This window comes from Catellatospora sp. NPDC049609 (assembly GCF_040675365.1).
GTDB lineage: Bacteria > Actinomycetota > Actinomycetes > Mycobacteriales > Micromonosporaceae > Catellatospora.
Window position 1 is genome coordinate 1 of record NZ_JBFAOU010000148.1, and the last position, 20628, is coordinate 20628.

Annotated in this window: 16 protein-coding genes and 1 riboswitch; of the genes, 9 read left to right on the plus strand and 7 right to left on the minus strand. The window is 73.0% G+C overall.

Translation table 11 applies throughout. The features are described from left to right. Positions 1-126: 126 nt before the first annotated feature. Both AB0J67_RS30200 and AB0J67_RS30205 read right to left on the minus strand, forming a co-directional pair. The gene (locus AB0J67_RS30200; RefSeq protein ID WP_363487168.1) at positions 127-939 is read right to left on the minus strand and encodes a DUF4097 family beta strand repeat-containing protein; all 813 of its coding nucleotides are present in this window, start codon (positions 937-939) and stop codon (positions 127-129) included. A gap of 17 nt (positions 940-956) precedes the next feature. Further along, positions 957-1445: a toxin-antitoxin system HicB family antitoxin gene (locus AB0J67_RS30205; protein WP_363487170.1), complete on the minus strand. Its 489-nt coding sequence runs from the start codon at positions 1443-1445 to the stop codon at positions 957-959. 266 nt (positions 1446-1711) lie between these two features. Between AB0J67_RS30205 and thyX the strand changes: the two genes are divergently transcribed. From thyX to AB0J67_RS30225, 4 genes are all read left to right on the plus strand, one after another. Beyond that, positions 1712-2455, plus strand: a complete 744-nt coding sequence (gene thyX, locus AB0J67_RS30210; protein WP_363487199.1) for an FAD-dependent thymidylate synthase — start codon at positions 1712-1714, stop codon at positions 2453-2455. Positions 2456-2496: 41 nt separating this feature from the next. Then, the gene (gene dapA, locus AB0J67_RS30215) at positions 2497-3393 is read left to right on the plus strand and encodes a 4-hydroxy-tetrahydrodipicolinate synthase (RefSeq protein ID WP_363487172.1); all 897 of its coding nucleotides are present in this window, start codon (positions 2497-2499) and stop codon (positions 3391-3393) included. A gap of 113 nt (positions 3394-3506) precedes the next feature. Continuing rightward, positions 3507-5201, plus strand: coding sequence for a ribonuclease J (locus AB0J67_RS30220; RefSeq protein ID WP_363487174.1), 1695 nt, complete (start codon positions 3507-3509; stop codon positions 5199-5201). A 111-nt stretch (positions 5202-5312) separates the two neighbouring features. Further along, positions 5313-7790 (plus strand): DNA translocase FtsK 4TM domain-containing protein, encoded by a 2478-nt coding sequence (locus AB0J67_RS30225; RefSeq protein ID WP_363487176.1) that lies wholly within the window; start codon positions 5313-5315, stop codon positions 7788-7790. A gap of 37 nt (positions 7791-7827) precedes the next feature. Here AB0J67_RS30225 and AB0J67_RS30230 read toward each other — a convergent pair whose 3' ends face one another. Beyond that, on the minus strand, positions 7828-8082 hold the full coding sequence (locus AB0J67_RS30230; RefSeq protein WP_363487178.1) for a hypothetical protein: 255 nt from the start codon (positions 8080-8082) through the stop codon (positions 7828-7830). Between the two features lie 12 nt (positions 8083-8094). Continuing rightward, positions 8095-8162, minus strand: a riboswitch (guanidine-III (ykkC-III) riboswitch). Between the two features lie 124 nt (positions 8163-8286). Here AB0J67_RS30230 and rimO point away from each other — a divergent pair. The 4 genes from rimO (at position 8287) to AB0J67_RS30250 (ending at position 11579) form a co-directional block, all read left to right on the plus strand. Further along, positions 8287-9798 (plus strand): 30S ribosomal protein S12 methylthiotransferase RimO, encoded by a 1512-nt coding sequence (gene rimO / locus AB0J67_RS30235; RefSeq protein WP_363487180.1) that lies wholly within the window; start codon positions 8287-8289, stop codon positions 9796-9798. 10 nt (positions 9799-9808) lie between these two features. After that, positions 9809-10393 (plus strand): CDP-diacylglycerol--glycerol-3-phosphate 3-phosphatidyltransferase, encoded by a 585-nt coding sequence (pgsA, locus tag AB0J67_RS30240; RefSeq protein ID WP_363487182.1) that lies wholly within the window; start codon positions 9809-9811, stop codon positions 10391-10393. 43 nt (positions 10394-10436) lie between these two features. Continuing rightward, a complete protein-coding gene (locus AB0J67_RS30245; RefSeq protein ID WP_363487184.1) occupies positions 10437-10910 on the plus strand; it encodes a CinA family protein in 474 nt (157 codons plus the stop codon). 213 nt (positions 10911-11123) lie between these two features. After that, positions 11124-11579 (plus strand): helix-turn-helix transcriptional regulator, encoded by a 456-nt coding sequence (locus AB0J67_RS30250; protein ID WP_363487186.1) that lies wholly within the window; start codon positions 11124-11126, stop codon positions 11577-11579. A 250-nt stretch (positions 11580-11829) separates the two neighbouring features. Here AB0J67_RS30250 and AB0J67_RS30255 read toward each other — a convergent pair whose 3' ends face one another. From AB0J67_RS30255 to AB0J67_RS30265, 3 genes are all read right to left on the minus strand, one after another. Further along, positions 11830-12609: an SAM-dependent chlorinase/fluorinase gene (locus tag AB0J67_RS30255; RefSeq protein WP_363487188.1), complete on the minus strand. Its 780-nt coding sequence runs from the start codon at positions 12607-12609 to the stop codon at positions 11830-11832. Between the two features lie 35 nt (positions 12610-12644). Beyond that, positions 12645-14006: an acyltransferase gene (locus AB0J67_RS30260; RefSeq protein ID WP_363487190.1), complete on the minus strand. Its 1362-nt coding sequence runs from the start codon at positions 14004-14006 to the stop codon at positions 12645-12647. A gap of 288 nt (positions 14007-14294) precedes the next feature. Continuing rightward, the gene (locus AB0J67_RS30265) at positions 14295-18761 is read right to left on the minus strand and encodes an ATP-dependent helicase (RefSeq protein WP_363487192.1); all 4467 of its coding nucleotides are present in this window, start codon (positions 18759-18761) and stop codon (positions 14295-14297) included. A 240-nt stretch (positions 18762-19001) separates the two neighbouring features. Here AB0J67_RS30265 and AB0J67_RS30270 point away from each other — a divergent pair, with 240 nt between their 5' ends. Beyond that, the gene (locus tag AB0J67_RS30270) at positions 19002-19376 is read left to right on the plus strand and encodes a hypothetical protein (RefSeq protein WP_363487195.1); all 375 of its coding nucleotides are present in this window, start codon (positions 19002-19004) and stop codon (positions 19374-19376) included. Positions 19377-19753: 377 nt separating this feature from the next. On the opposite strand, the gene leuE is transcribed toward AB0J67_RS30270, so the two are convergent. Further along, the gene (gene leuE, locus AB0J67_RS30275; RefSeq protein ID WP_363487197.1) at positions 19754-20407 is read right to left on the minus strand and encodes a leucine efflux protein LeuE; all 654 of its coding nucleotides are present in this window, start codon (positions 20405-20407) and stop codon (positions 19754-19756) included. Between the last annotated feature and the right edge of the window lie 221 nt (positions 20408-20628).

Here is a 20628-nt window from a genome sequence, read left to right on the forward strand (position 1 = left end):
CGGGGCGGGGCGGGGCGGGGCGGGGCGGGGCGGGGCGGGGCGGGGCCGGGCCGGGCCGGGCGGTCGGGTGGCCCGGGGTGGAGCGGCTGCGGGCGTGGTGGCGGTGTGCGGTGCGGTGGCTGGGGGTCAGGCGGGGACGACGCGGCGCAGGGCGATGTCGCCGGAGGCGGTGCGGGCCTTGAGGGTCAGCGTCGTCGGGGTCGCGGTGGGCGCCGGCACGCTGCCGGCCATGTGCAGGTCGCTGCTGGTGCGGCCGGACGCGGTGCTCAGATCCAGCCAGACCCCGGTGCCCGCGGCCACCCCGACGGTGATGTCGCCGCTGGCCGAGTTCAGCTTCAGCTCGCCGCTGCGCGCCACCCCGATGGCGATGTCGCCGGAGGCGGTGGTGACCCGCGCGTCGGACTCGGCGCCGCCGACCTCGACGTCACCGCTGGCGGTGTGCACGGTGACGGTGCGGCCGACCGGTCCGGTCCGCACGTCGCCGGAGGCGCTGTTGATGCGCAGGTGGCCGCCGATGGAGCCGAGCCGCACGTTGCCGCTGGCGGTGTTGACGCCGGCGTCGCCGGTGACCTGGCCGAGGACCACGTCGCCGCTGGCGGTGTGCACCACCGCGTCGTGGTAGACGCCCTCGCACACCGCGTCGGCCGAGGCGATCCGGACGGTCAGCCCGCTGCCGGTGGGCAGCTCGACGCGCACGTGCAGCTTGGCGCGGCGGAACAGCCGCCAGCCGCCGTGCTCGGGGGCGGACACCAGCAGGTGCCGGCCCTCCTTGAACTCGATCTTCGTCTCGCGTACGGCCTCGGCGCTGGCCTCGCTCGCGTCCATCGCGGTGACGCTGACCGTGGCGGTGTCGCGGTCGGAGGCGACGACTTCGAGGCGGCCCGCGGCGACGCGCAGGTCGGCCCGGATGGTGCCCTTGCAGGCGAAGGTCTGTTCCATGTCGGTCTCCTTCGGGGTCAGGCCTGGGCGTAGCCGGTGACCCGGCGGCCGAGGTGGTGGGTGGGCGGCGGGGCGACCGGGCGCAGCGCGTTGGCGGTGGCGCGCACCAGCCAGGAGTTGACGGAGACGCCCTCGGCCGAGGCGGCCTTCTCGACGGCCTCCTTGAGCTGCTCGGGCAGGCGGAGGGTGAGGCGCGCCTGGTCGCCGCCCTCGGTCAGCGGCGGGGCGGGCGCGGGCTCGGGCACGGTCTCGTAGGCGGCCGGGACGGCGCGGGTGACCACGAGGTCGGCCTCGCGGCCGCGGATGCGCACCTCGACGGTCGGGCCGTCGAGCTTGGTGGTGATCTCGGCCGAGGCGTCCGCGAGCACCTCGATCAGGCAGAGCCTGGCCGACGCGTCGAGTGCGAGCGTCAGCAGTTCGGCGGTGCGGGCGATGTCGTCGCCGGCGGGCGCCGCCGCGGCGGCGAGATCCCGCCGCAGCGACTCGAGATACGGTGACAGGTCCATGACATCACTATGACGTCAGAAGTGACGTCACGCAAGTGTCACCGTGACGTCGGATCGCACCGTCAATGACGTCAGCCCGAGCCTCGCCGGATCGATCTTGCGCGAAGTGTTAGGGGTTCGTCCGTTTGGTGCGTGTCGTACCCACAGTTCGCGCAAGATCAACGGGGAGGGGTGGGCGGGGTCGGGTTTTGGACAGGGACAACACCGGCTATATCCCACCAGCGGATCGGGCGTGGGGGACCGATAAGCTGGCGCGTGTGACTGAGATGGTGAAGCCCCACGTGCAGTTGATCGCTTGGACCAACTTCCAGGCTCCGGCCGACGTGCCGTGGGACACCGACGCCGAGGGCGGCCAGGCGCTGGCGGAGTTCGCCGGCCGGGCCTGCTACCAGTCCTGGACGAAGCCGAACCCGGCGACCGCGACGAACGAGGGTTACCTGCGCCACATCCTGGAGGTGGGTCACCTGTCTGTGCTGGAGCACGGCACCGCGACCTTCTACTTCACGGGCGTCTCACGTTCCTTCACGCACGAGCTGATCCGGCACCGGCACTTCTCCTACTCCCAGCTGTCCCAGCGCTACGTGCCCGAGCGCGACGCGGCGATGGTGGAGCCGGACGTGATCGCGGCCAACCCGGAGCTGCACAAGAAGTTCGTCGAGGCCGGCGAGGCCGCCGTGCGGGCGTACAACGAGCTGCTGGAGGGGCTGGAGGCGACCTTCGCCGACGTCCCGAACGCCACCCTGCGGCGCAAGCAGGCCCGCCAGGCCGCCCGCGCGGTGCTGCCGAACGCCACCGAGACCCGGATCGTGGTCACCGGCAACTACCGCGCCTGGCGCCACTTCATCGCGATGCGGGCCACCGAGCACGCCGACGTGGAGATCCGCGAGCTGGCCATCGCCACCCTGCGCCAGCTGCAGGAACTCGCCCCGAACGTGTTCGGCGACTTCTCCATCAGCGCCCTGCCGGACGGCACGGAGATCGCCTCCAGCGTCTACACCTGGGAGTCGTGAGGGCCGCTCTCGACCCTGCTCTGGTCCGCTAGGTTGTGTGCATGACGAACGACGCTCAACGGCCATTCGGCCGCCTGCTCACCGCGATGGTCACGCCGTTCTCCGCCGACGGGTCCCTCGACGTCGACGGAGCGGCCGCCCTCGCGGCCTATCTCGTGGACGAGCAGCGCAACGACGCGTTGGTCATCAACGGCACCACCGGCGAGTCGCCGACGACCACCGACGCGGAGAAGGAGGCGGTGCTGCGCGCCGTCGTCGAGGCGGTGGGCGACCGGGCCCGGGTGGTGGCCGGGGTGGGCACGTTCAGCACCCACCACACGGTCGAGCTGGCCCGCTCGGCGGAGAAGGCGGGCGTGCACGGCCTGCTGGTGGTCTCGCCTTACTACTCCAAGCCGCCGCAGACCGGCCTGGTCAAGCACTTCACCACGGTCGCCGACGCGGTCGACCTGCCCGTGCTGCTCTACGACATCCCGCACCGCACCGGCGTGGCGATCTCCACCGACACCATGGTCACCCTCGCCGAGCACCCGCGCATCGTGGGCGTGAAGGACGCCAAGGGCGACCTGGCGGCGGCCAGCTGGGTGATGCGGCGGGCGCCGTTCGCGTACTACAGCGGTGACGACGCGGCGACCCTGCCCCTGCTGTCGGTGGGCGGCGTGGGCGTGGTCGGCACGTCGACCCACCTCACCGGCCGCGGCACCAAGGAGATGATCGAGGCGTACGAGCGCGGCGACGTCGCCGCCGCGCGGCGCCTGCACCTCGAGCTGCTTCCCCTGTACACCGGAATCTTCCGCAGCCAGGGCGTGATCCTGGTGAAGGCCGCGATGAACGCGCGCGGCCTGCCCGCAGGTCCCGTTCGCGCGCCGCTGGTCGACGCGACCGAGGCGGAGCTGGCGCAACTGCGCATCGACTGCGCGGACGCCGGCCTGCCGATCTAGACGCCACCGGGCGGCCCGCGCCGCCCCAGCACGACGGTGCGTGCGCCGCAGCCCTGAATGGCAGCGCCCGCGCCGGTAAACATAAGGAGTGATACATATTGACCGCGCCGCAAATGGAATCCGGGCGTAACGCGAATCTCGGCGCACCGCCGCCGCTGCCCGAGGGGGGCCTGCGGGTCATCCCGCTGGGCGGCCTGGGCGCGATCGGCCGGAACATGACCGTCTTCGAGTTCGGCGGCAAGCTGCTGATCGTCGACTGCGGGGTGCTGTTCCCGGACACCGCCGACCAGCCGGGTGTGGACCTGATCCTGCCCGACTTCGCCCCGATCCTGGACCGCCTGGGCGACGTCCAGGCCATCGTGCTCACGCACGGCCACGAGGACCACATCGGCGCCGTGCCGTACCTGCTCGCCCACAAGAACGACATCCCGCTGGTCGGCTCCCAGTTCACCCTGGCGCTGATCGAGGCGAAGCTGGCCGAGCGGCGCATCACGCCGTACACGCTGACCGTCGCCGAGGGGCAGCGGGAGCGGCTCGGGCCGTTCGAGCTGGAGTTCTTCGCGGTCAACCACTCGATCCCGGACGCGCTGGCCGTCGCCATCCGCACCGAGGCGGGCCTGGTGCTGCACACCGGCGACTTCAAGATGGACCAGCTGCCGCTGGACGGGCGCATCACCGACCTGGCCGGCTTCGCCCGGCTCGGCGCGGAGGGCGTGGACCTGCTGCTGTCGGACTCGACCAACGCCGAGATCCCGGGCTTCGTCTCGCCGGAGAAGCAGATCGGCCCGGTGCTCGCGTCGATCTTCGGCAAGGCGACCGGCCGCATCATCGTGGCCTCGTTCGCCTCGCACGTGCACCGGGTGCAGCAGGTGTTCGACGCCGCCGAGGAGCACGGCCGCAAGGTCGCCCTGATCGGCCGGTCGATGGTGCGCAACATGGGCATCGCCCGTGACCTCGGCCTGCTGAAGGTCAAGGCGGGCCTGGTGGTCAACATGGAGGAGGCGGCCAACCTGCCGCCGGACGAGATCGTGCTGATGTCCACCGGCTCGCAGGGCGAGCCGATGAGCGCCCTGGGCCGGATGGCCACCGGCGACCACCGGCACATCACCATCGGCCCCGGCGACACGGTGGTGCTGGCCAGCTCGCTGGTGCCCGGCAACGAGACCAGCGTGTACCGGGTGATCAACCAGCTCGCGCGGGCCGGCGCCAACGTGATCCACAAGGACGTGGCCAAGGTGCACGTGAGCGGCCACGCCCCGGCGGGCGAGCTGCTCTACCTGCTGAACGTGGTCAAGCCCAGCAACCTGATGCCGGTGCACGGCGAGTGGCGGCACCTGCGCGCGCACGCCCAGCTCGGCGTCGACTCGGGGGTCGACCCGCAGCGCGTGGTGCTCTGCGAGGACGGCGACGTGGTGGACCTCGTCGACGGCCAGGCCAAGCTGGTCGGCCACGTGAAGAGCCGGTACGTCTATGTGGACGGTCTGGCCATCGGCGACGTCGGCGAGAGCCTGCTCACCGAGCGCCGGGTGCTGGGCGACGGCGGCTTCATCGCGGTCACCGTGGTCGTGGACTCGGTCACCGGCAAGGTGGTCGGCGGGCCGCTGCTGTCGGCGAAGGGCTTCTCCGAGGACCCGACCGCGTTCGACCCGGCGCTGCCGCTGGTCACCGAGGCGCTGGACCGGGCCGCCCTGGACGGGGTCACCGACTCGCACCAGCTCCAGCAGATCGTGCGCCGGGTCGTCGGCCGCTGGGTCAACGAGGCGTACCGGCGCCGGCCCATGATCGTCCCGTCCGTCCTGGAGGTCTGATCCCGACCGTCCGCTGTGGCCCTCCGCGTTGATCATGCGGTTACCGATTCGACACGCCGTCGTGGCGTTTCGTGAGTTCATGATCAACGCGGAGGGGTTACGGTGTTCGGCATGGCGGGCCGTACCTCCCAACCGAGCCGTCGTCGAGCAGCCACGCCGACGAAGGCGACGGCCGCGCGTACCCGACAGACGGCCGCCCGCCGCGCCCCGGCCCGGCGGCCGCGCGCCCGGGTGCGCCGGTCCCGCTTCACCGCGAACCCGGTGGCCCTGCTCGGCCGCATGCTGGGCGCGATCTGGATGGCGGCCGCCCACGGCGTCGGCTGGCTGGCGCGTGCCGCGGGCACGCAGGCGGCCAAGGCCCGCGACCTCGACCCGGAGCACCGCCGCGACGGCGTCGGGCTGCTGCTGCTCGGCCTCGCGGTGCTGCTCGGCGTCGCGATCTGGGGCAACGGCGCCGGGCCGTTCGGCACCTGGCTCGCCGACACCGTCCGCTTCTTCATCGGCGCCACCGCGGCCGCGCTGCCGCTGCTGATGGCGGTCTCCGCGATCCGCATCATGCGTTCCGAACCCGACCCGGCCCAGCGCGGCCGCGGCGTCGTCGGCTGGACCGCACTGCTGGTGTCCTCCACCGCCATCCTGCACATCGCCCAGGACCCGGTCGACGTGCTGCAGATGGAGTACGCCGGCGGCCTGCTCGGCCGGTTCGTCGGCGGCGGCGTGGCGAGCGCGGTGTCCGGCTGGGTCGCGACGCCGCTGTTCGTCATCCTGCTCGTGTTCGGCCTGCTGGTGATCACCGCGACGCCGGTCAACCGGATCCCGGAGCGGCTCGCCCACCTGCGCGACGTGATCATGGGGGTGGCCACCCCGGAGCGCTCCGACGAGGACGTCGAGGAGGACATCCCGGCGCCGCGCCGCCGCAAGCGGCTCACCCCGCCCGCCGCGTTCACCGCGCCGGACCCCGACGACGACTACGACGAGGAGGAGCTGGAGCGGCTCGCCGCGCAGGAGACGGTGGCCATCGAGCGCCAGCCCCGGCCGCCGCGCCGCAAGCCCGAGGCGCCCCAGCACACCCCACCGCCGACCAAGACCGAGCAGCTGCTGCTGCCCAGCCTCGGCGGCGACTACACCCTGCCCCCGCCGAACCTGCTCAAGCAGGGCGAGGCCGCCAAGGCCCGGTCCAAGGCCAACGACGAGGTCATCGCCGCGCTCGCGCACGTGTTCGACCAGTTCGACGTCGACGCGGCGGTGACCGGGTTCACCCGCGGCCCGACGGTCACCCGCTACGAGGTCGAGCTCGGGCTCGGCGTGAAGGTCGAGCGGATCACCGCGCTGTCGCGCAACATCGCGTATGCGGTCAAGAGCCCCGACGTGCGCATCCTGAGCCCGATCCCGGGCAAGAGCGCGGTCGGCGTGGAGATCCCCAACACCGACCGGGAGGACGTGGCGCTCGGCGACGTGCTGCGCTCGCGTACGGCCACCGGCGACCAGCACCCGATGGTGGTGGCGCTGGGCAAGGACATCGAGGGCGGCTACGTGGTGGCCAACCTCGCCAAGATGCCGCACATCCTGATCGCCGGCGCGACCGGCGCGGGCAAGTCCTCCTGCCTGAACTCGCTGCTGGTGTCGATCCTGGCGCGCGCCACGCCGGACCAGGTGCGGCTGCTGCTGATCGACCCCAAGCGCGTCGAGCTGACCGGCTACGAAGGCATCCCTCACCTGGTCACCCCGATCGTGACGAACCCGAAGAAGGCCGCCGACGCGCTGGAGTGGGTCGTCCGCGAGATGGACATGCGCTACGACGACCTGGCCGCGGCCGGGGTGCGCCACATCGACGACTACAACCGCAAGCTGCGGGCCGGGCAGATCAAGCCGCCGCCGGGCTCGGAGCGCGTGCTCACGCCGTACCCGTACCTCCTGGTGGTGGTCGACGAGCTGGCCGACCTGATGATGGTCGCCCCGCGTGACGTCGAGGACTCGATCGTGCGCATCACCCAGCTGGCCCGCGCCGCGGGCATCCACCTGGTGCTGGCCACCCAGCGCCCGTCGGTGGACGTGGTGACGGGTCTGATCAAGGCCAACGTGCCGTCCCGGCTGGCGTTCGCGACCAGCTCCCTGGCCGACTCGCGGGTCATCCTGGACCAGCCCGGCGCGGAGAAGCTGATCGGCCGCGGCGACGGCCTGTTCCTGCCGATGGGCGCCAGCAAGCCGCAGCGCATCCAGGGCGCCTGGGTCAGCGAGAACGAGATCAACGAGATCGTCGGGTTCTGCAAGCGCCAGCGCGAGCCGGAGTTCCGCCCCGAGGTGCTGGCACCCGTCCAGGACACCAGGAAGAAGGTCGACGAGGAGATCGGCGACGACCTCCAGCTGCTGATCCAGGCGATCGAGCTGGTCGTGGTGTCCCAGCTCGGCTCGACCAGCATGCTGCAGCGCAAGCTGCGCGTAGGCTTCGCCAAGGCCGGCCGCCTCATGGACCTCATGGAGACCCGCGGCATCGTCGGCCCCTCCGAGGGTTCCAAGGCCCGCGAGGTCCTCATCAAGCCCGACGAGCTGGCCGAGGTCCTCGCCGGCCTCGGCGCCGACGACGACTGACCCCCACCCCGGCGGGGGCCGGGGCCGGGTGGGTCGGTCAGGCGGGGTCGGGGGTGGGGCGGGTGCGGAGGATGCTGACCAGGGCGACGGTGCTGACCAGGGACCAGACGCCCTCCAGGAGCAGGAAGCCCCAGTCGCGGCTGGTCCAGGCGAGCCAGGCGAGTACGCCGGCGCCGAGGGTGTTGGCGATCAGGTAGCCGATCGAGCGGGGAGTGGTCCAGCCGAGCTGGGCGGCGACATACCCGGCCAGCACGGTCAGTGCGCCCGCGATCTGCAGGACGTCGTGATTCATGATCGTGTGTTCTGCGCGCCGTCTTGTCGTTCCGGGTACGGCGAGCACTCGTCCGGGGCGGGCGCCGGAGGGCGCGGCCGCGTCAGAGGGTAGCTCGGGAGAGTTAACAAGGGCACCTTTTACCACGAATAGCGATAAGAAGGTGCCCTTCCTTACAGGGAAGGCACTACCCGGTATGTCGTGCGCGCCCGGTAGCCTGGTCGGGTGCCAGTAACCTCCCCGTCACCCCACGAATCGTCCGGGTCGCCGCGCCGTGTCGCGCTGCTGACGCTCGGCTGCGCCCGCAACGAGGTCGACTCGGAGGAGCTGGCCGCGCGCCTCGCGGCCGACGGCTGGCAGGTCAGCACCGACGGCGAAGGCGCCGACGTGGTCCTCGTCAACACCTGCGGCTTCGTCGAGAAGGCCAAGCAGGACTCGATCGACACCCTGCTGGCCGCCGCCGACACCGGCGCCAAGGTGGTCGCGGCGGGCTGCATGGCCGAGCGCTACGGCAAGGACTTGGCCGAGAGCCTGCCCGAGGCCGCGGCCGTGCTCGGGTTCGACGACTATCCGTCGATCTCCGCCGCGCTGAACGGCGTCCTGCGCGGGGAGAAGCACGACGCGCACACCCCGCGCGACCGCCGCGAGCTGCTGCCGATGGCCCCGGCCAAGCGCCGCGACACCGGGGTGATCGTGCCCGGCCATGCGGCCTTCACCAACGACGAGCACACCCCGGCGCACCTGCGGCCCGTGCTGCGGCACCGGCTCGACAAGAGCCCGGTGGCCTCGCTGAAGCTGGCCAGCGGCTGCGACCGCCGCTGCTCCTTCTGCGCCATCCCCGCGTTCCGTGGCTCGTTCGTCAGCCGTACGCCCGACGAGCTGCTCGCCGAGGCGGAGTGGCTGGCCAGCACCGGCGTACGCGAGCTGGTGCTGGTGAGCGAGAACTCGACGTCGTACGGCAAGGATCTGGGCGACCCGCGGGCGCTGGAGAAGCTGCTGCCGCAGCTGGCCGCGATCCGGGGCCTGGTGCGGGTGCGGGTGAGCTACCTGCAGCCCGCCGAGACCCGGCCGGGCCTGGTCGAGGCGATCGCGACCACACCGGGCGTCGCGCCGTACTTCGACCTGTCGTTCCAGCACTCGTCCGAGCCGGTGCTGCGCCGGATGCGGCGTTTCGGCTCCACCGAGCGGTTCCTGGAGCTGCTGGACAGTGCCCGCAAGCTGGCCCCGGAGGCGGGTGCGCGGAGCAACTTCATCGTCGGGTTCCCCGGCGAGACCCGTGCCGACTACGAGGAGCTGGTGCGCTTCGTCAGCGAGGCGCGGCTGGACGCGATCGGCGTGTTCGACTACTCCGACGAGGACGGCACCGAGGCCGCGACCATGGACGGCAAGGTCGGCGCGGCGACGGTCCGCCGCCGGTACGACCGGATGCTGTCGCTGGTCGAGGAGCTGTGCGCCCAGCGCGCCGAGGAGCGCCTGGGCAGCCTGGTGGACGTGCTGGTGGACACCGTCGACCGCGACGGCGTCGAGGGCCGTGCGGCCCATCAGGCGCCGGAGGTGGACGGCTCGACCATGCTGGTCAGCGGGGACGGCGGGGTCGACCTGGGCGCGCTGCACCCGGGTGACCTGGTCCGGGCCCGGGTGACCGGCACCGAGGGCGTCGACCTGGTGGCCGTGCCGGTGGAAATGATCGACGCCGCGCCCGCGGGGCGCCCCGCGCTGGCCGTGGTGGCTGGTTAGCGTGTCCGCCGTGCAGGAACGTTCGCGCCGGGTGCCGCCACTGCTCAATGCCGCCAACGTGCTCACGGTGGTGCGCATCGTGCTGGTGCCCGTCTTCGTGGCGCTGGTGATCGTTTCTGGGATGACCGACGAGCGCTGGCGGGTCGCGGCCGCGATCACGTTCGGCGTGGCGTCGTTCACCGACTACGTCGACGGCTGGATCGCCCGGCGCTTCGAGCTGGTGACCTCGTTCGGCAAGGTCGCCGACCCGATCGCGGACAAGGCCCTGACCGGCTCCGCGCTGGTGCTGCTGAGCTGGTACGACCTGCTCCCGTGGTGGGTCACGCTGGTGATCCTGGTCCGGGAGTGGGGCATCACGCTGATGCGCTTCTGGGTCATCCGGTACGGCGTCATCGCGGCGAGCCGCGGCGGCAAGCTCAAGACCGTGCTGCAGATCGCGGCGATCGCCTGGTACCTGTGGCCCTTCGGTGAGCCGTGGTCGATGGTCGGCCCCTGGCTGATGGGTGCCGCACTGCTGGTCACCGTGGTCACCGGCATCGACTACGTGATCGCGGCGATCCGGCTGCGCCGCGGCACGGCAACGACCGCCCCGTGACCGGGCAGCGCCTGCGCCGGCCCGGCGTGCCCGGGGAGCCCGTGTGATCGACCTTCCGGCGCTGGTGGAGCGGCTGGTGGCGCGGGGCGAGACGGTCGCGGCGGCCGAGTCGCTGACCGGCGGCCTGCTCACCGCGACCCTCGTCACCGTCCCCGGGGTGAGCCGGGTGCTGCGCGGCGGGCTGGTCGTGTACGCCACCGACCTCAAGCACAGCCTCGCCGGGGTGGACGCGGAGCTGCTGGCCGAGCGCGGCCCGGTCGACCCGGACGTGGCGCTGGGCCTGGCCCGGGGCGCCCGCGAGCGCTGCCGCGCCGACTGGGGCCTGGCCACCACGGGCGTGGCCGGTCCCGGGCCGCAGGACGGCGTGCCCGCCGGCACGGTGTACGTGGCCCTGGCCGGTCCGGACGCCCACGAGGAGGTCTGCTCGTTCCGGATCGACGGTGACCGGTCTCACGTCCGCTCGGTGGCCGTGGAAGTGGCGCTCGACCTGCTCCGCAAGGCGGTCGGCGCTGGTTGATCCGGCAATTGACCAGGCGAGGTTTGGCACGACTGCCGTAGTGTGTATCCCTAAGGCGCCGGCCGCCGAGCAACTTCCGCCCCCGTCCCGGCGGGGCGGGGTGTCGAAATGGCATGAAGAGAGTACGGTTCTTCTCAGCCGTCGGTGACAACCGGCGGCTGACGGCATATCGGCCGACAGTGTAGTGACGGGGAACAGTACAGGGGGTGCGACATGGTGCTTCTGCGTCGAGTTATCGGTGATGCCCTCCGTGCCCGCCGCCAGGGCCAGCACCGCACCCTGCGCGAGGTCTCCACGGCTGCCAACGTCAGTCTCGGTTACCTGTCCGAGATCGAGCGGGGGCAGAAGGAGGCGTCCAGCGAGCTGCTCACCTCGATCTGCGACGCGCTGGGCGCGCGGCTGTCCGAGGTGCTGCGCGAGGTCAGCGACACGATGGCCGTCGCCGAGCAGGTCGAGGGCGTGCTGACGCCCCCGCTGCCGCGCGGTGACCAGGCCGCCGAGCCGATGGTGCCGGTGCCGCACCGTCCGCGCACCGAGGTGGCCACCGACGGCCAGGTCTCGGTGACCGTCCGGCGGGAGAACCCGCTGCGGACCACGCTGCGGGCGACCCGCAACGTGCGTTCGGGCAACGCCGGCAACACCCGCGGGCGCGAGGTCGTCGGCGTCTAGGGCGTAACGCCCACCCGTGCCGTGGCTCCCCGCCGCGGCACGGCTCCTACCCGCCCACCACACCGGCCGCTCGCACCCCACCCGCGACCGGCCCCGCCGCGCCCTGCCTTCTTCAGCCCCCCCGCGTCCCGGCCCGTCCTCCCAAGATCGCGACGATCTTGCGCGAACTGTTGCCCTTTTGCCCAGATAGTCCGAGTCGTACCCACAGTTCACGCAAGATCGGCGCACTGGGGTGGGGCGGTGGGGTGGGTCAGGAGATGCGGACCATGTCGCCGGGGGTGACGGCGAGGATGACGGCGGCGCGGCCGCCGTTGACGGCGATGGCGACGCGGTCGGCGGAGTCGGCGAAGACGACCAGGCCGCCGGAGGGGGCGTCGGCGAAGGTGGTGCCGCGGATGGCGCGGCAGCCGCCGACGGTGAGGCGGTCAGGGAGCTGTTCGAGGGCCGCGCCGGCGGCGGCGAGCTGCACGTTGCCGAAGCGGTCCACGGTCAGCACCTCCGCCTCCAGCCAGCCGTCGCCCAGCGCCACCACGGGGTCGGGCAGCCGGACCAGGTCGTCCAGGCCGAGTTCGGGGCCGACGTCGGCCGGGTCGGCGCCGCGCGCCAGGCGGGCCGCTACCGGGGCGAACACGTCGCGGCCGTGGAAGGTGCGGGACACGTTCGGGGCGAACCACTCCTCACTGGCCAGCTCGTACGCCGCGGCGATGCCGCCCAGCGCCGTCGCGGCCCAGACCAGCAGCCCGTTGTCGGGGCCCACGAGCAGGCCGCGCTCGGTGCGCAGCAGCACCGGCCGCCGGACCGTGCCGACGCCGGGATCGACCACCGCCAGGTGCACGGCATCGGGCAGGTACGGCACGGTCTGCGCCAGCACGGCCGCGCCACGGGTGATGTCACCGGGCGCGATCAGGTGCGTCACGTCGAGGATCCGGGCCTCCGGCGCGCCGCGGGCGATCATCCCGTGGCAGGCGGCGACGAACCCGTCCGACAGTCCGTAGTCGGTCGTGAACGAGATGTAGTCGTATCCGGGCATGCCTACGAAGGTAGACCGATCCGCGCCGATGTCCACTATGGCCGGCGCGGCGAGCCGATCTCCTCGGCGGCCGCGTCCGCGACCTCCCGGTCACGCTGCCCCGGCACCGCCGTTTCGGCCCCGGTGGCACCGGCGCCGTCCGCGCTCGCCGCCCCGCCCCCGCCGGCGAGGACCGACCCCGCGGCGGGCGTCCCGGCCGCGGAGGAGAGGGCCGTCGCCGGGGTGGCACTCGAAGCCGTACTCGGCGCTGAGGCCGGTCCTGAAGCCGCGGCCGCCTCGGCGGCATTGCGGGCCGCAGTCGCGGCCGAGCCGCGGCGCTGCAGGTTGCGGAACAGCAGGAGCACCGGGATGGTGCAGATCAGCGGGCCGATGATGGCCAGCGGCCGGGTCAGCCACCAGCCCAGGTCCACGTCGGCCGGCTTGTCCATGTCGTAGCGCAGCCACAGCCAGGTCAGGAACAGGAAGATCGCCATGCCGGTGGTGTGCACCAGGTAGAGCGGCAGCGAGAACTCGTTGATCAGCTCGTTGGCCCGCTTCCAGCGCGGCCGTTCCAGCAGCACCTGCATCCGGGGGCGCAGCAGCTCGGCGAATCCGATCTGGAACACCAGCAGCGCCACGATGACGAACGTGGGCGGGGCCATGTTGGAGAAGCGCTCGCCCGGCACGCCCACCATCGACCCCGGGTAGAGACCCGAGCCGACCAGGCCGGTCAGGCCGAACAGCCCGGCCCACAGCAGCGCCCAGTCGTTGCGCCGGGGCGAGTCGACGACGTTCTGGTAGAAGAACCCCGCCTGGTGTGCCAGGCCCCACACCAGCACCATGTTCAGCCAGCCGATGTCCTCCAGGTCACTGCCGAAGCGCAGCACGTCGACGACCATCGCCGCGCCGGCCAGCCATACCAGCGCCAGCACCCCGGCCTTGCGGTGCAGCCACAGGCTCAGCGGCAGCAGCGCGATCAGCATCAAGTACACCCCGAGGAACCACAGCGGGCTGACCACCAGCTTCACCGCCCGGCCCACGCCGGTGAGGTTGAAGTACGCGCCGATCAGCGAGCCGAGCCCGATCCACAGCAGCAGCACGATCCCGGCGGGGATGAGCAGCTGCCCCATGCGGCGGCCGACGAACGCCCAGATGTTCACCCCGCGCGAGCGCGCCCGCTCCCAGGTGCGCAGGTGCACGAAGCCGCCGATGAAGAAGAACAGCGGCATGACCTGCAGCAGCCAGGTGGCCAGCCACAGCCCGCGGGTGAAGCCGAGCGGGCTGGTGGCGTGCGGGCCGTCGTCCCGCCAGTCCAGGATGGTGAACGCCCAGTGCCACAACACGACCACGACCAGGCTCAACGCCCGGAGGAAGTCCACATAGGTGTCTCGGCGCGCGGGGGCGGCGGCGACGGTCATGAACCGCAGCATGCCACCGGCCAGCCACGACCCGCCAGCCTTGATCCGACATACGGATCCCCGGTCTTTCCCCGAGCACCACCTCCGGGACACCTCAGGGGCCGCCGGTGGCGCCGTCGGAGACGCGGACGGGGACCGGCCGCGGATGCAGCGGCGGCGGTGGCGCGGGGCCTGATCGCTGTCCCCGGTCAGCAGCCGCGCTCAGACCTCCGTTGCTGACCGCGGACAGCGATCAAGCCACCGTCCCGGACCAGACCGCGCCCGGACCAGACGGCGCCTGGATCGGTGTCAGCCGCGGATGCGCAGGCCGCGCGGGGTGATGCGGAAGCCGGCCGCTTCCAGGGCCGCGCCGAGGGCGCTGCCGGTGACGGCCTCGCCGTCGGCCCGTTCCACGGTCAGCGCGCCGAGTGCCCCGCTGGCCACCGCGCCGGTCAGCGCCGTGGCCGCGGCCGCCAGCGCGGTCTCGTCGTCGGTGAAGGACAGCAGGGTACGCCCGCCGCGCTCGACGTACAGGGCGAGCGCTCCGTCCACGAGCACCACCAGCGCGCCCGCCTTGCGGCCCGGCCGGTGCCCCTCGGTGGTGTGCGGCCACGGCAGCGCCGCGCCGTAGGGGTTGGCGGGGTCGGTGGCGGCCAGCACCAGCGCCCGGCCCGTGCCCTCGCGCTCGGTGTACGACCGCAGCCGGTCCACCGCCCCGGGCAGGGCGAACTGCGCCGCGCCCAGCCCCTCGACGAAGTAGCCGCGCCGAGCCGCGCCGCGCTCCTCCAGCGCGGCGAGCACCGGGTAGACGGCGGCGAACCCGCCGGGCTGGTTCTCGGCGGCGACCGCGCCGCGGGTGACCACGCCGTGCCGTTCCAGCAGCGAGTCGGCGAGCGCGGCGGCGCGGGCGGTGGGGTCGGTGTCCCGCTCGGCCAGCACGTGCCAGCGGCCCGCCGCCGCCGGCAGGTGGGCCATGCCCAGGGCGGACGACAGCGAGCGGCCGCCGGTGAGGCTGGGCCGCCGGTAGCGGGCCCGGCCGGGGGTGGGCTTGGCCCGGTGGGCGCCCCCGCCACCGGCCAGCAGCGCCCGGACCGGGGCGAGCGTGTCGTTGCTGACCAGCCCGGCCCAGACCAGGTCCCACACGGCGGCCAGCAGGTCGGCGTGCTCGGCCTCGACCCGCTCGGCGAGCTGGCGGAAGAACAGCGCCCCGTCGCCGAGCCCGGCCAGCACCGCCTCGTGTACGGGTGTCCGCGCCAGCTCCGCCGGTGGGGGCAGCACCAGCGGCGCGGCGTCGGCGAAGGCCAGCACCACCCAGCCGTCGCTGCCGCCGATGCCGCCCGCGCCGGCCCAGACCACCTCGCCCGTGGCGCACAGCTCGTCCAGGTAGGACGGCGTGTAGTCGGCGACCCGGGCGGGCAGCACCAGTCGTTCCAGCGCCGATGCGGGCACCGGCACACCCTGGAGCTGGTCGATCACGGCGGCGACCGCGTCGAGGCCCTCGCTGCGCCGGCCGATGTGCTGCCAGGCGGGCAGGAATCGGCCGAGCACCTCCGGCGGCACCGGCTCGATCTCCTTGCGCAGCGCGGCCAGGCTGCGCCGGCGCAGCGTACGCAGCACCTCCGCGTCGCACCACTCGACGAACCCGCCGTCGGAGTGCGCGGTGAACTCGCCCGACACCAGCCGCCCGGAGGCGGCCAGCCGCCGCAGCGTGTGCTCGACCACGGCCACGCCCAGCCCGAACCGCGCCGCGCAGTCCTCGGCCCGGAACGGGCCGTTGGTGCGGGCGTACCGGCCGATCAGGTCGGGCAGCGGGTCGGCGACGGGGGCCGCGTACGCGGCGGGCAGGCCGGGCGGCAGGGCCACGCCGAGCGCGTCGCGGTAGCGCCCGGCGTCCTCGGCGACGATCCAGCGCTCCTGCCCGGCGACCCGCACCGACAGCACCCGCCCGGCCCGGGTCAGCTCGACCACCCAGTCCGCCTCGACGCCGCGCTCGGTCATCTCGTCGTGGGTCAGGTCGCCGAGGCGGCGCAGCATCTCCACGGTGTCCTCGGCGTCGCGCACCCGCCGGTCGGCCCACCGCAGCCGCAGCGCGGTCGCCTCGATCACGGCCGGGTCCAGCAGCTCGCGCAGCTCCACCCGGCCCAGCAGCTCGCCGAGCAGCGTCGGGTCCAGCGCCAGCGCGGCCGCCCGGCGCTCGGCCAGCGGCACGTCCTCGCCGTAGAGGAACGCGCCGACGTAGCCGAACAGCAGGGAGCGGGCGAACGGCGACGGCTGCGGGGTGGACACCTCCACCATGCGGATCTTCCGGGCGGCGACGTCGCGCATCAGCGAGGCCAGCGACGGCAGGTCGAACACGTCGCGCAGGCACTCGCGCGCCGTCTCCAGGGTCACCGGGAAGTCCGGATACTCCCGGGCCACGTCGAGCAGCTGGGCGGCGCGCTGGCGCTGCTGCCACAGCGGCTGCCGGCGGCCCGGATCGCGCCGGGGCAGCAGCAGCGAGCGGGCCGCGCACTCGCGGAACCGGGACGCGAACAGCGCCGAGCCGCCGACCGCCTCGGCCACCATCGACTCGATCTCGTCGGCCTCGAAGGCGAACACGTCCGCGGCGGGCGGCTCGTCGGCGGTCTCCGGCAGCCGGACCACGATGCCGTCGTCGGCGGCGTGCACCTGCGCGTCGACGCCGTAGCGCTCGCGCAGCCGCTGCCCGATGGCCAGCGCCCACGGCGCGTTCACCGGCGCGCCCAGCACGTTGTGCAGCACGATGCGCCAGTCGCCCAGCTCGTCGCGGAAGCGCTCGACCAGCACCGTGCGGTCGTCGGGCAGGTGCCGGGTGGCCGCCCGCTGCTCGTCCAGGTATGCCGACAGGTTGGCCTGCGCGGCGTCGTCGAGACTGTCCAGGCCGGACGGGTTGCGCAGGAACGCGCCCAGCGCCTTGCCGAGCGCCACGGGGCGGCCCGCCTGGTCGCCCTTCCAGAACGGCAGCCGGGCGGGCTGGCCGGGGGCGGGGGAGACCAGCACCCGGTCCGGCGTGATGTCCTCGATGCGCCACGAGCTGGTGCCCAGCGCGAAGACGTCGCCCACGCGGGACTCGTACACCATCTCCTCGTCCAGCTCGCCCACCCGGGACGCCTTCTCCGACCCGGCGAGGAACACGCCGAACAGGCCGCGGTCGGGGATGGTGCCGCCCGAGGTCACGGCGAGGCGCTGGTTGCCGGGGCGGCCGGTGAGCCGGTCCGCGGCCCGGTCCCAGACGATGCGCGGGCGCAGCTCGGCGAAGGCGGTCGACGGGTAGCGCCCGGCCAGCATGTCCAGCACCGCGTGCAGGGCCGACTCGGGCAGCGCGCCGAACGGGGCGGCCCGGCGCACCAGCGCGGCCAGCTCCGCCACGGACCACTCGTCCATCGCGGTCATCGCCACGATGTGCTGCGCCAGCACGTCCAGCGGGCTGTGCGGGAAGTCCAGCGGCTCCAGCCGGCCGGCCGTCATCCGCAGCGCCACCACCGCGCAGGACAGCAGGTCGCCGCGGTGCACCGGGAACACCACGCCGCGCGACACCGCGCCGACCTGGTGCCCGGCCCGGCCGACGCGCTGCAGCCCGGCCGCCACGCTCGGCGGCGCGCCGACCTGGACCACCAGGTCGACGGCGCCCATGTCGATGCCGAGCTCGAGGCTGGAGGTGGCGACGACGGCGGGCAGCCGCCCCGACTTCAGCTCCTCCTCGATCTGCTTGCGCTCCTCCTTGGACACCGAGCCGTGGTGTGCGCGGGCGATCTGCGGGGCTGCGCCGTACCCGGTGCCGGACTGGGCCATGATGTGGGCGGGCGGCGTGACGGGCTGCACCACCCGCTCGGCCGCCAGCTCGTTGAGGCGGGCGCAGAGGCGCTCGGCGCCGCGGCGGGAGTTGGCGAAGACGATCGTGGAGCGGTGCTGCTTGATCAGCTCGTAGACCCGCTCCTCGACGGCGGGCCAGATCGAGGCGCGGCGCGGGCCCTCGTCGTCGGCGTGGCCCTCGTCCAGGGCCGTCATGTCCTCGACCGGGACCTCGACGCTGACCTCGATGGTCTTGGGGGTCTTCGGCTGCACCACGGTGACCGGCGCGGCGCCGCCGAGGAAGCGCGCCGCGGTCTCCACCGGCTCGATCGTCGCGGACAGGCCGATCCGCTGCGCGGGCCGCTCCAGCAGCGCGTCCAGCCGCTCCAGGGACAGCGCCAGGTGCGCGCCGCGCTTGGTGGCGCTGACCGCGTGCACCTCGTCGACGATCACCGTCTCCACGCCCCGCAGCGACTCCCGCGCCTGCGAGGTGAGCAGCAGGAACAGCGACTCCGGCGTGGTGATCAGGATGTCCGGCGGGCGGCGCTGGAAGGAGCGCCGCTCCTCGGCGGGAGTGTCGCCGGTGCGCATGCCGACGGAGATGTCCGGCTCGGGGATGCCGAGCCGGGCCGCCGCGTGCCTGATCCCGGTCAGCGGTGTGCGCAGGTTGCGCTCCACGTCGACGGCCAGTGCCTTCAGCGGGCTCACGTAGAGCACGCGGCAGCGGCGCTTCGGGTCCTCCGGCAGCGGCTCGTGGGCCAGCCGGTCCAGCGCCCACAGGAACGCCGCCAGCGTCTTGCCCGAGCCGGTCGGCGCGACCACCAGCGCGTTGGCGCCCGCGCTCACGGCACGCCAGGCCCCCGACTGAGCGGCGGTGGGCTCGGCGAACGCGGCGTCGAACCAGGCCCGCGTGGCGGGACCGAACTCGGTGCCGTGCGTCGTGGCGTTCAGGGCTGGCGCGTTCATCACCGACCATCCTGCCCGCCCCCACCGACAATCGCCTGCCCGGAACAGATGGCGGGGGCCGGGGCGTTGTACCTGCCACCGACGGGTGAACCCGCCGGTTATGGCGTTAGCCACACTGTGCGGCGGGTAGGCCCAGTGGATGAGACGGATTCGATGCGAGGGTTGCCCGGATGCGCCCGAATCACGTACCGTCTTGCTCACGATGAGTAATCCATCGAACACGGTGTGCGGAGGGTGAACATGACCGAACGACAGACCGCACCGGCAGTCGACAGGAAGAACAGTCGCCACGAGTCGGACGTGCTGCTGCGCCAGCTCGACGGGCACCTCGCCCGCCTGCAGGCCGGCCAGCCGGAACACCCCGGGCACGAGCTCGCCCTCGCCGAGCGCATCGCCGCCCACCTGCGCCAGCTGATCCGGGAGACCGTGCGCGCCAGCGCCGTCGACCGGGCCCGCGTGCGCGCCGCAGTCCACTACTTCGTCGTACGCCACCGCGACGCCCGGCACCCGCACACCCACGCCCGCCCCGCGCAGGTGGACGTCTGGGTGGTCAACGACATCATCCGCGACCTGGGGCGCCACGACCTGCTCATCCCGGAGCCCTCGATCGCCTGATCACCCGCTGAGCGCAAGCGTTTTCGGCCGGCTTCGACGCCGACCGTTTTGCCGCCGCCGCGGCCGGGCACGCCGGGTCCGACACCTTCCCGATCCGCTTTCGCGATCGTTCCGTTCTGCCATAGACGTTGGCCTATCTGGATGACTTCGATCTTGAATTTGTCATCCAGATGGGCCAACGTCTATTTTTCTTGGCGCGGCGCGGCGCGGCGCGGGGCGCGCGGGGCGGCGCGGGGCGGCGCGGGGCGGGGTGGCGCGGGGCGGGGCGGGGTGGGGTGGCGCGGGCGGGTCCGGCGGGTCGGGCATGTGGCCTGGGGCGCAGGCGTCACGGTGTCGTTGCGTGCGCCGGAGCGGAGCGGGGCGGGGCGGGGCGGTAGTCACAGGGTCGAGGTGGCGAGCTTGACGCCGAAGCCCACGAACAGGGCGCCGATGGCGCTCGTGCCCGCCGCGGCCAGGCGGCGCCGGTCGCGGAAGGCGGCGGCCAGGCGGTTGCCGCTGAAGATCAGCAGGCTGAGGTAGAGCCCGCTGCAGATCTGCACGATGATCGCCAGCAGCACGAACGACGCCGCGGGGTAGGCGTACCCGGGGTCGATGAACTGGATGAAGAACGAGACGAAGAACAGGATCGCCTTCGGGTTCATCAGGCTGATCGTGAACGCGCGCCGGAAGGCGTTCTCGGCCTTTGGCTCCGGCTGCGCCGTGGCGGCCTCGGCCCGGCCCGCGGCCCGCTCGCGCCAGCCGCGCACGGCGCCGATCACCATGCGGATGCCGACGTACCCGAGGTACGCGGCGCCGGCGTACTTGACCACCATGAACAGTGCGGGCACGGCGCGCAGCAGCGAGGCCATGCCGGCCGCGGAGACGAGCATCAGCACGCCGTCACCGCAGAACACGCCGAGCGCGCCGCGGTATCCCTGGCGTACGCCGCGGCGGGCCGCGACGGCGAGCACGTACATCGAGTTCGGTCCGGGCAGCAGCACGATCGCGATGGTGCCGAGCACGAAGGTCCACAGGTCGGTGACGCCGAGCATGCGCCCATCCTCTCCCGTAAGGAGCGAAAGGCGCTTCGGCCATTAGGCCGGTACGGGCGTGCGTTGCGTCACGCCTGGCGGCGGCGCTTGGATGCTCTTATGGATGTCAAGCCGCTGAGGCTTGGTATCCATAAGGGTGTTCAGCGGTGATGATCTGGTAGATCTCGCGGGCCAGGTAGCGTTTCAGGCAGCGGATGATCTCTTTCTTGGACAGGCCTTCG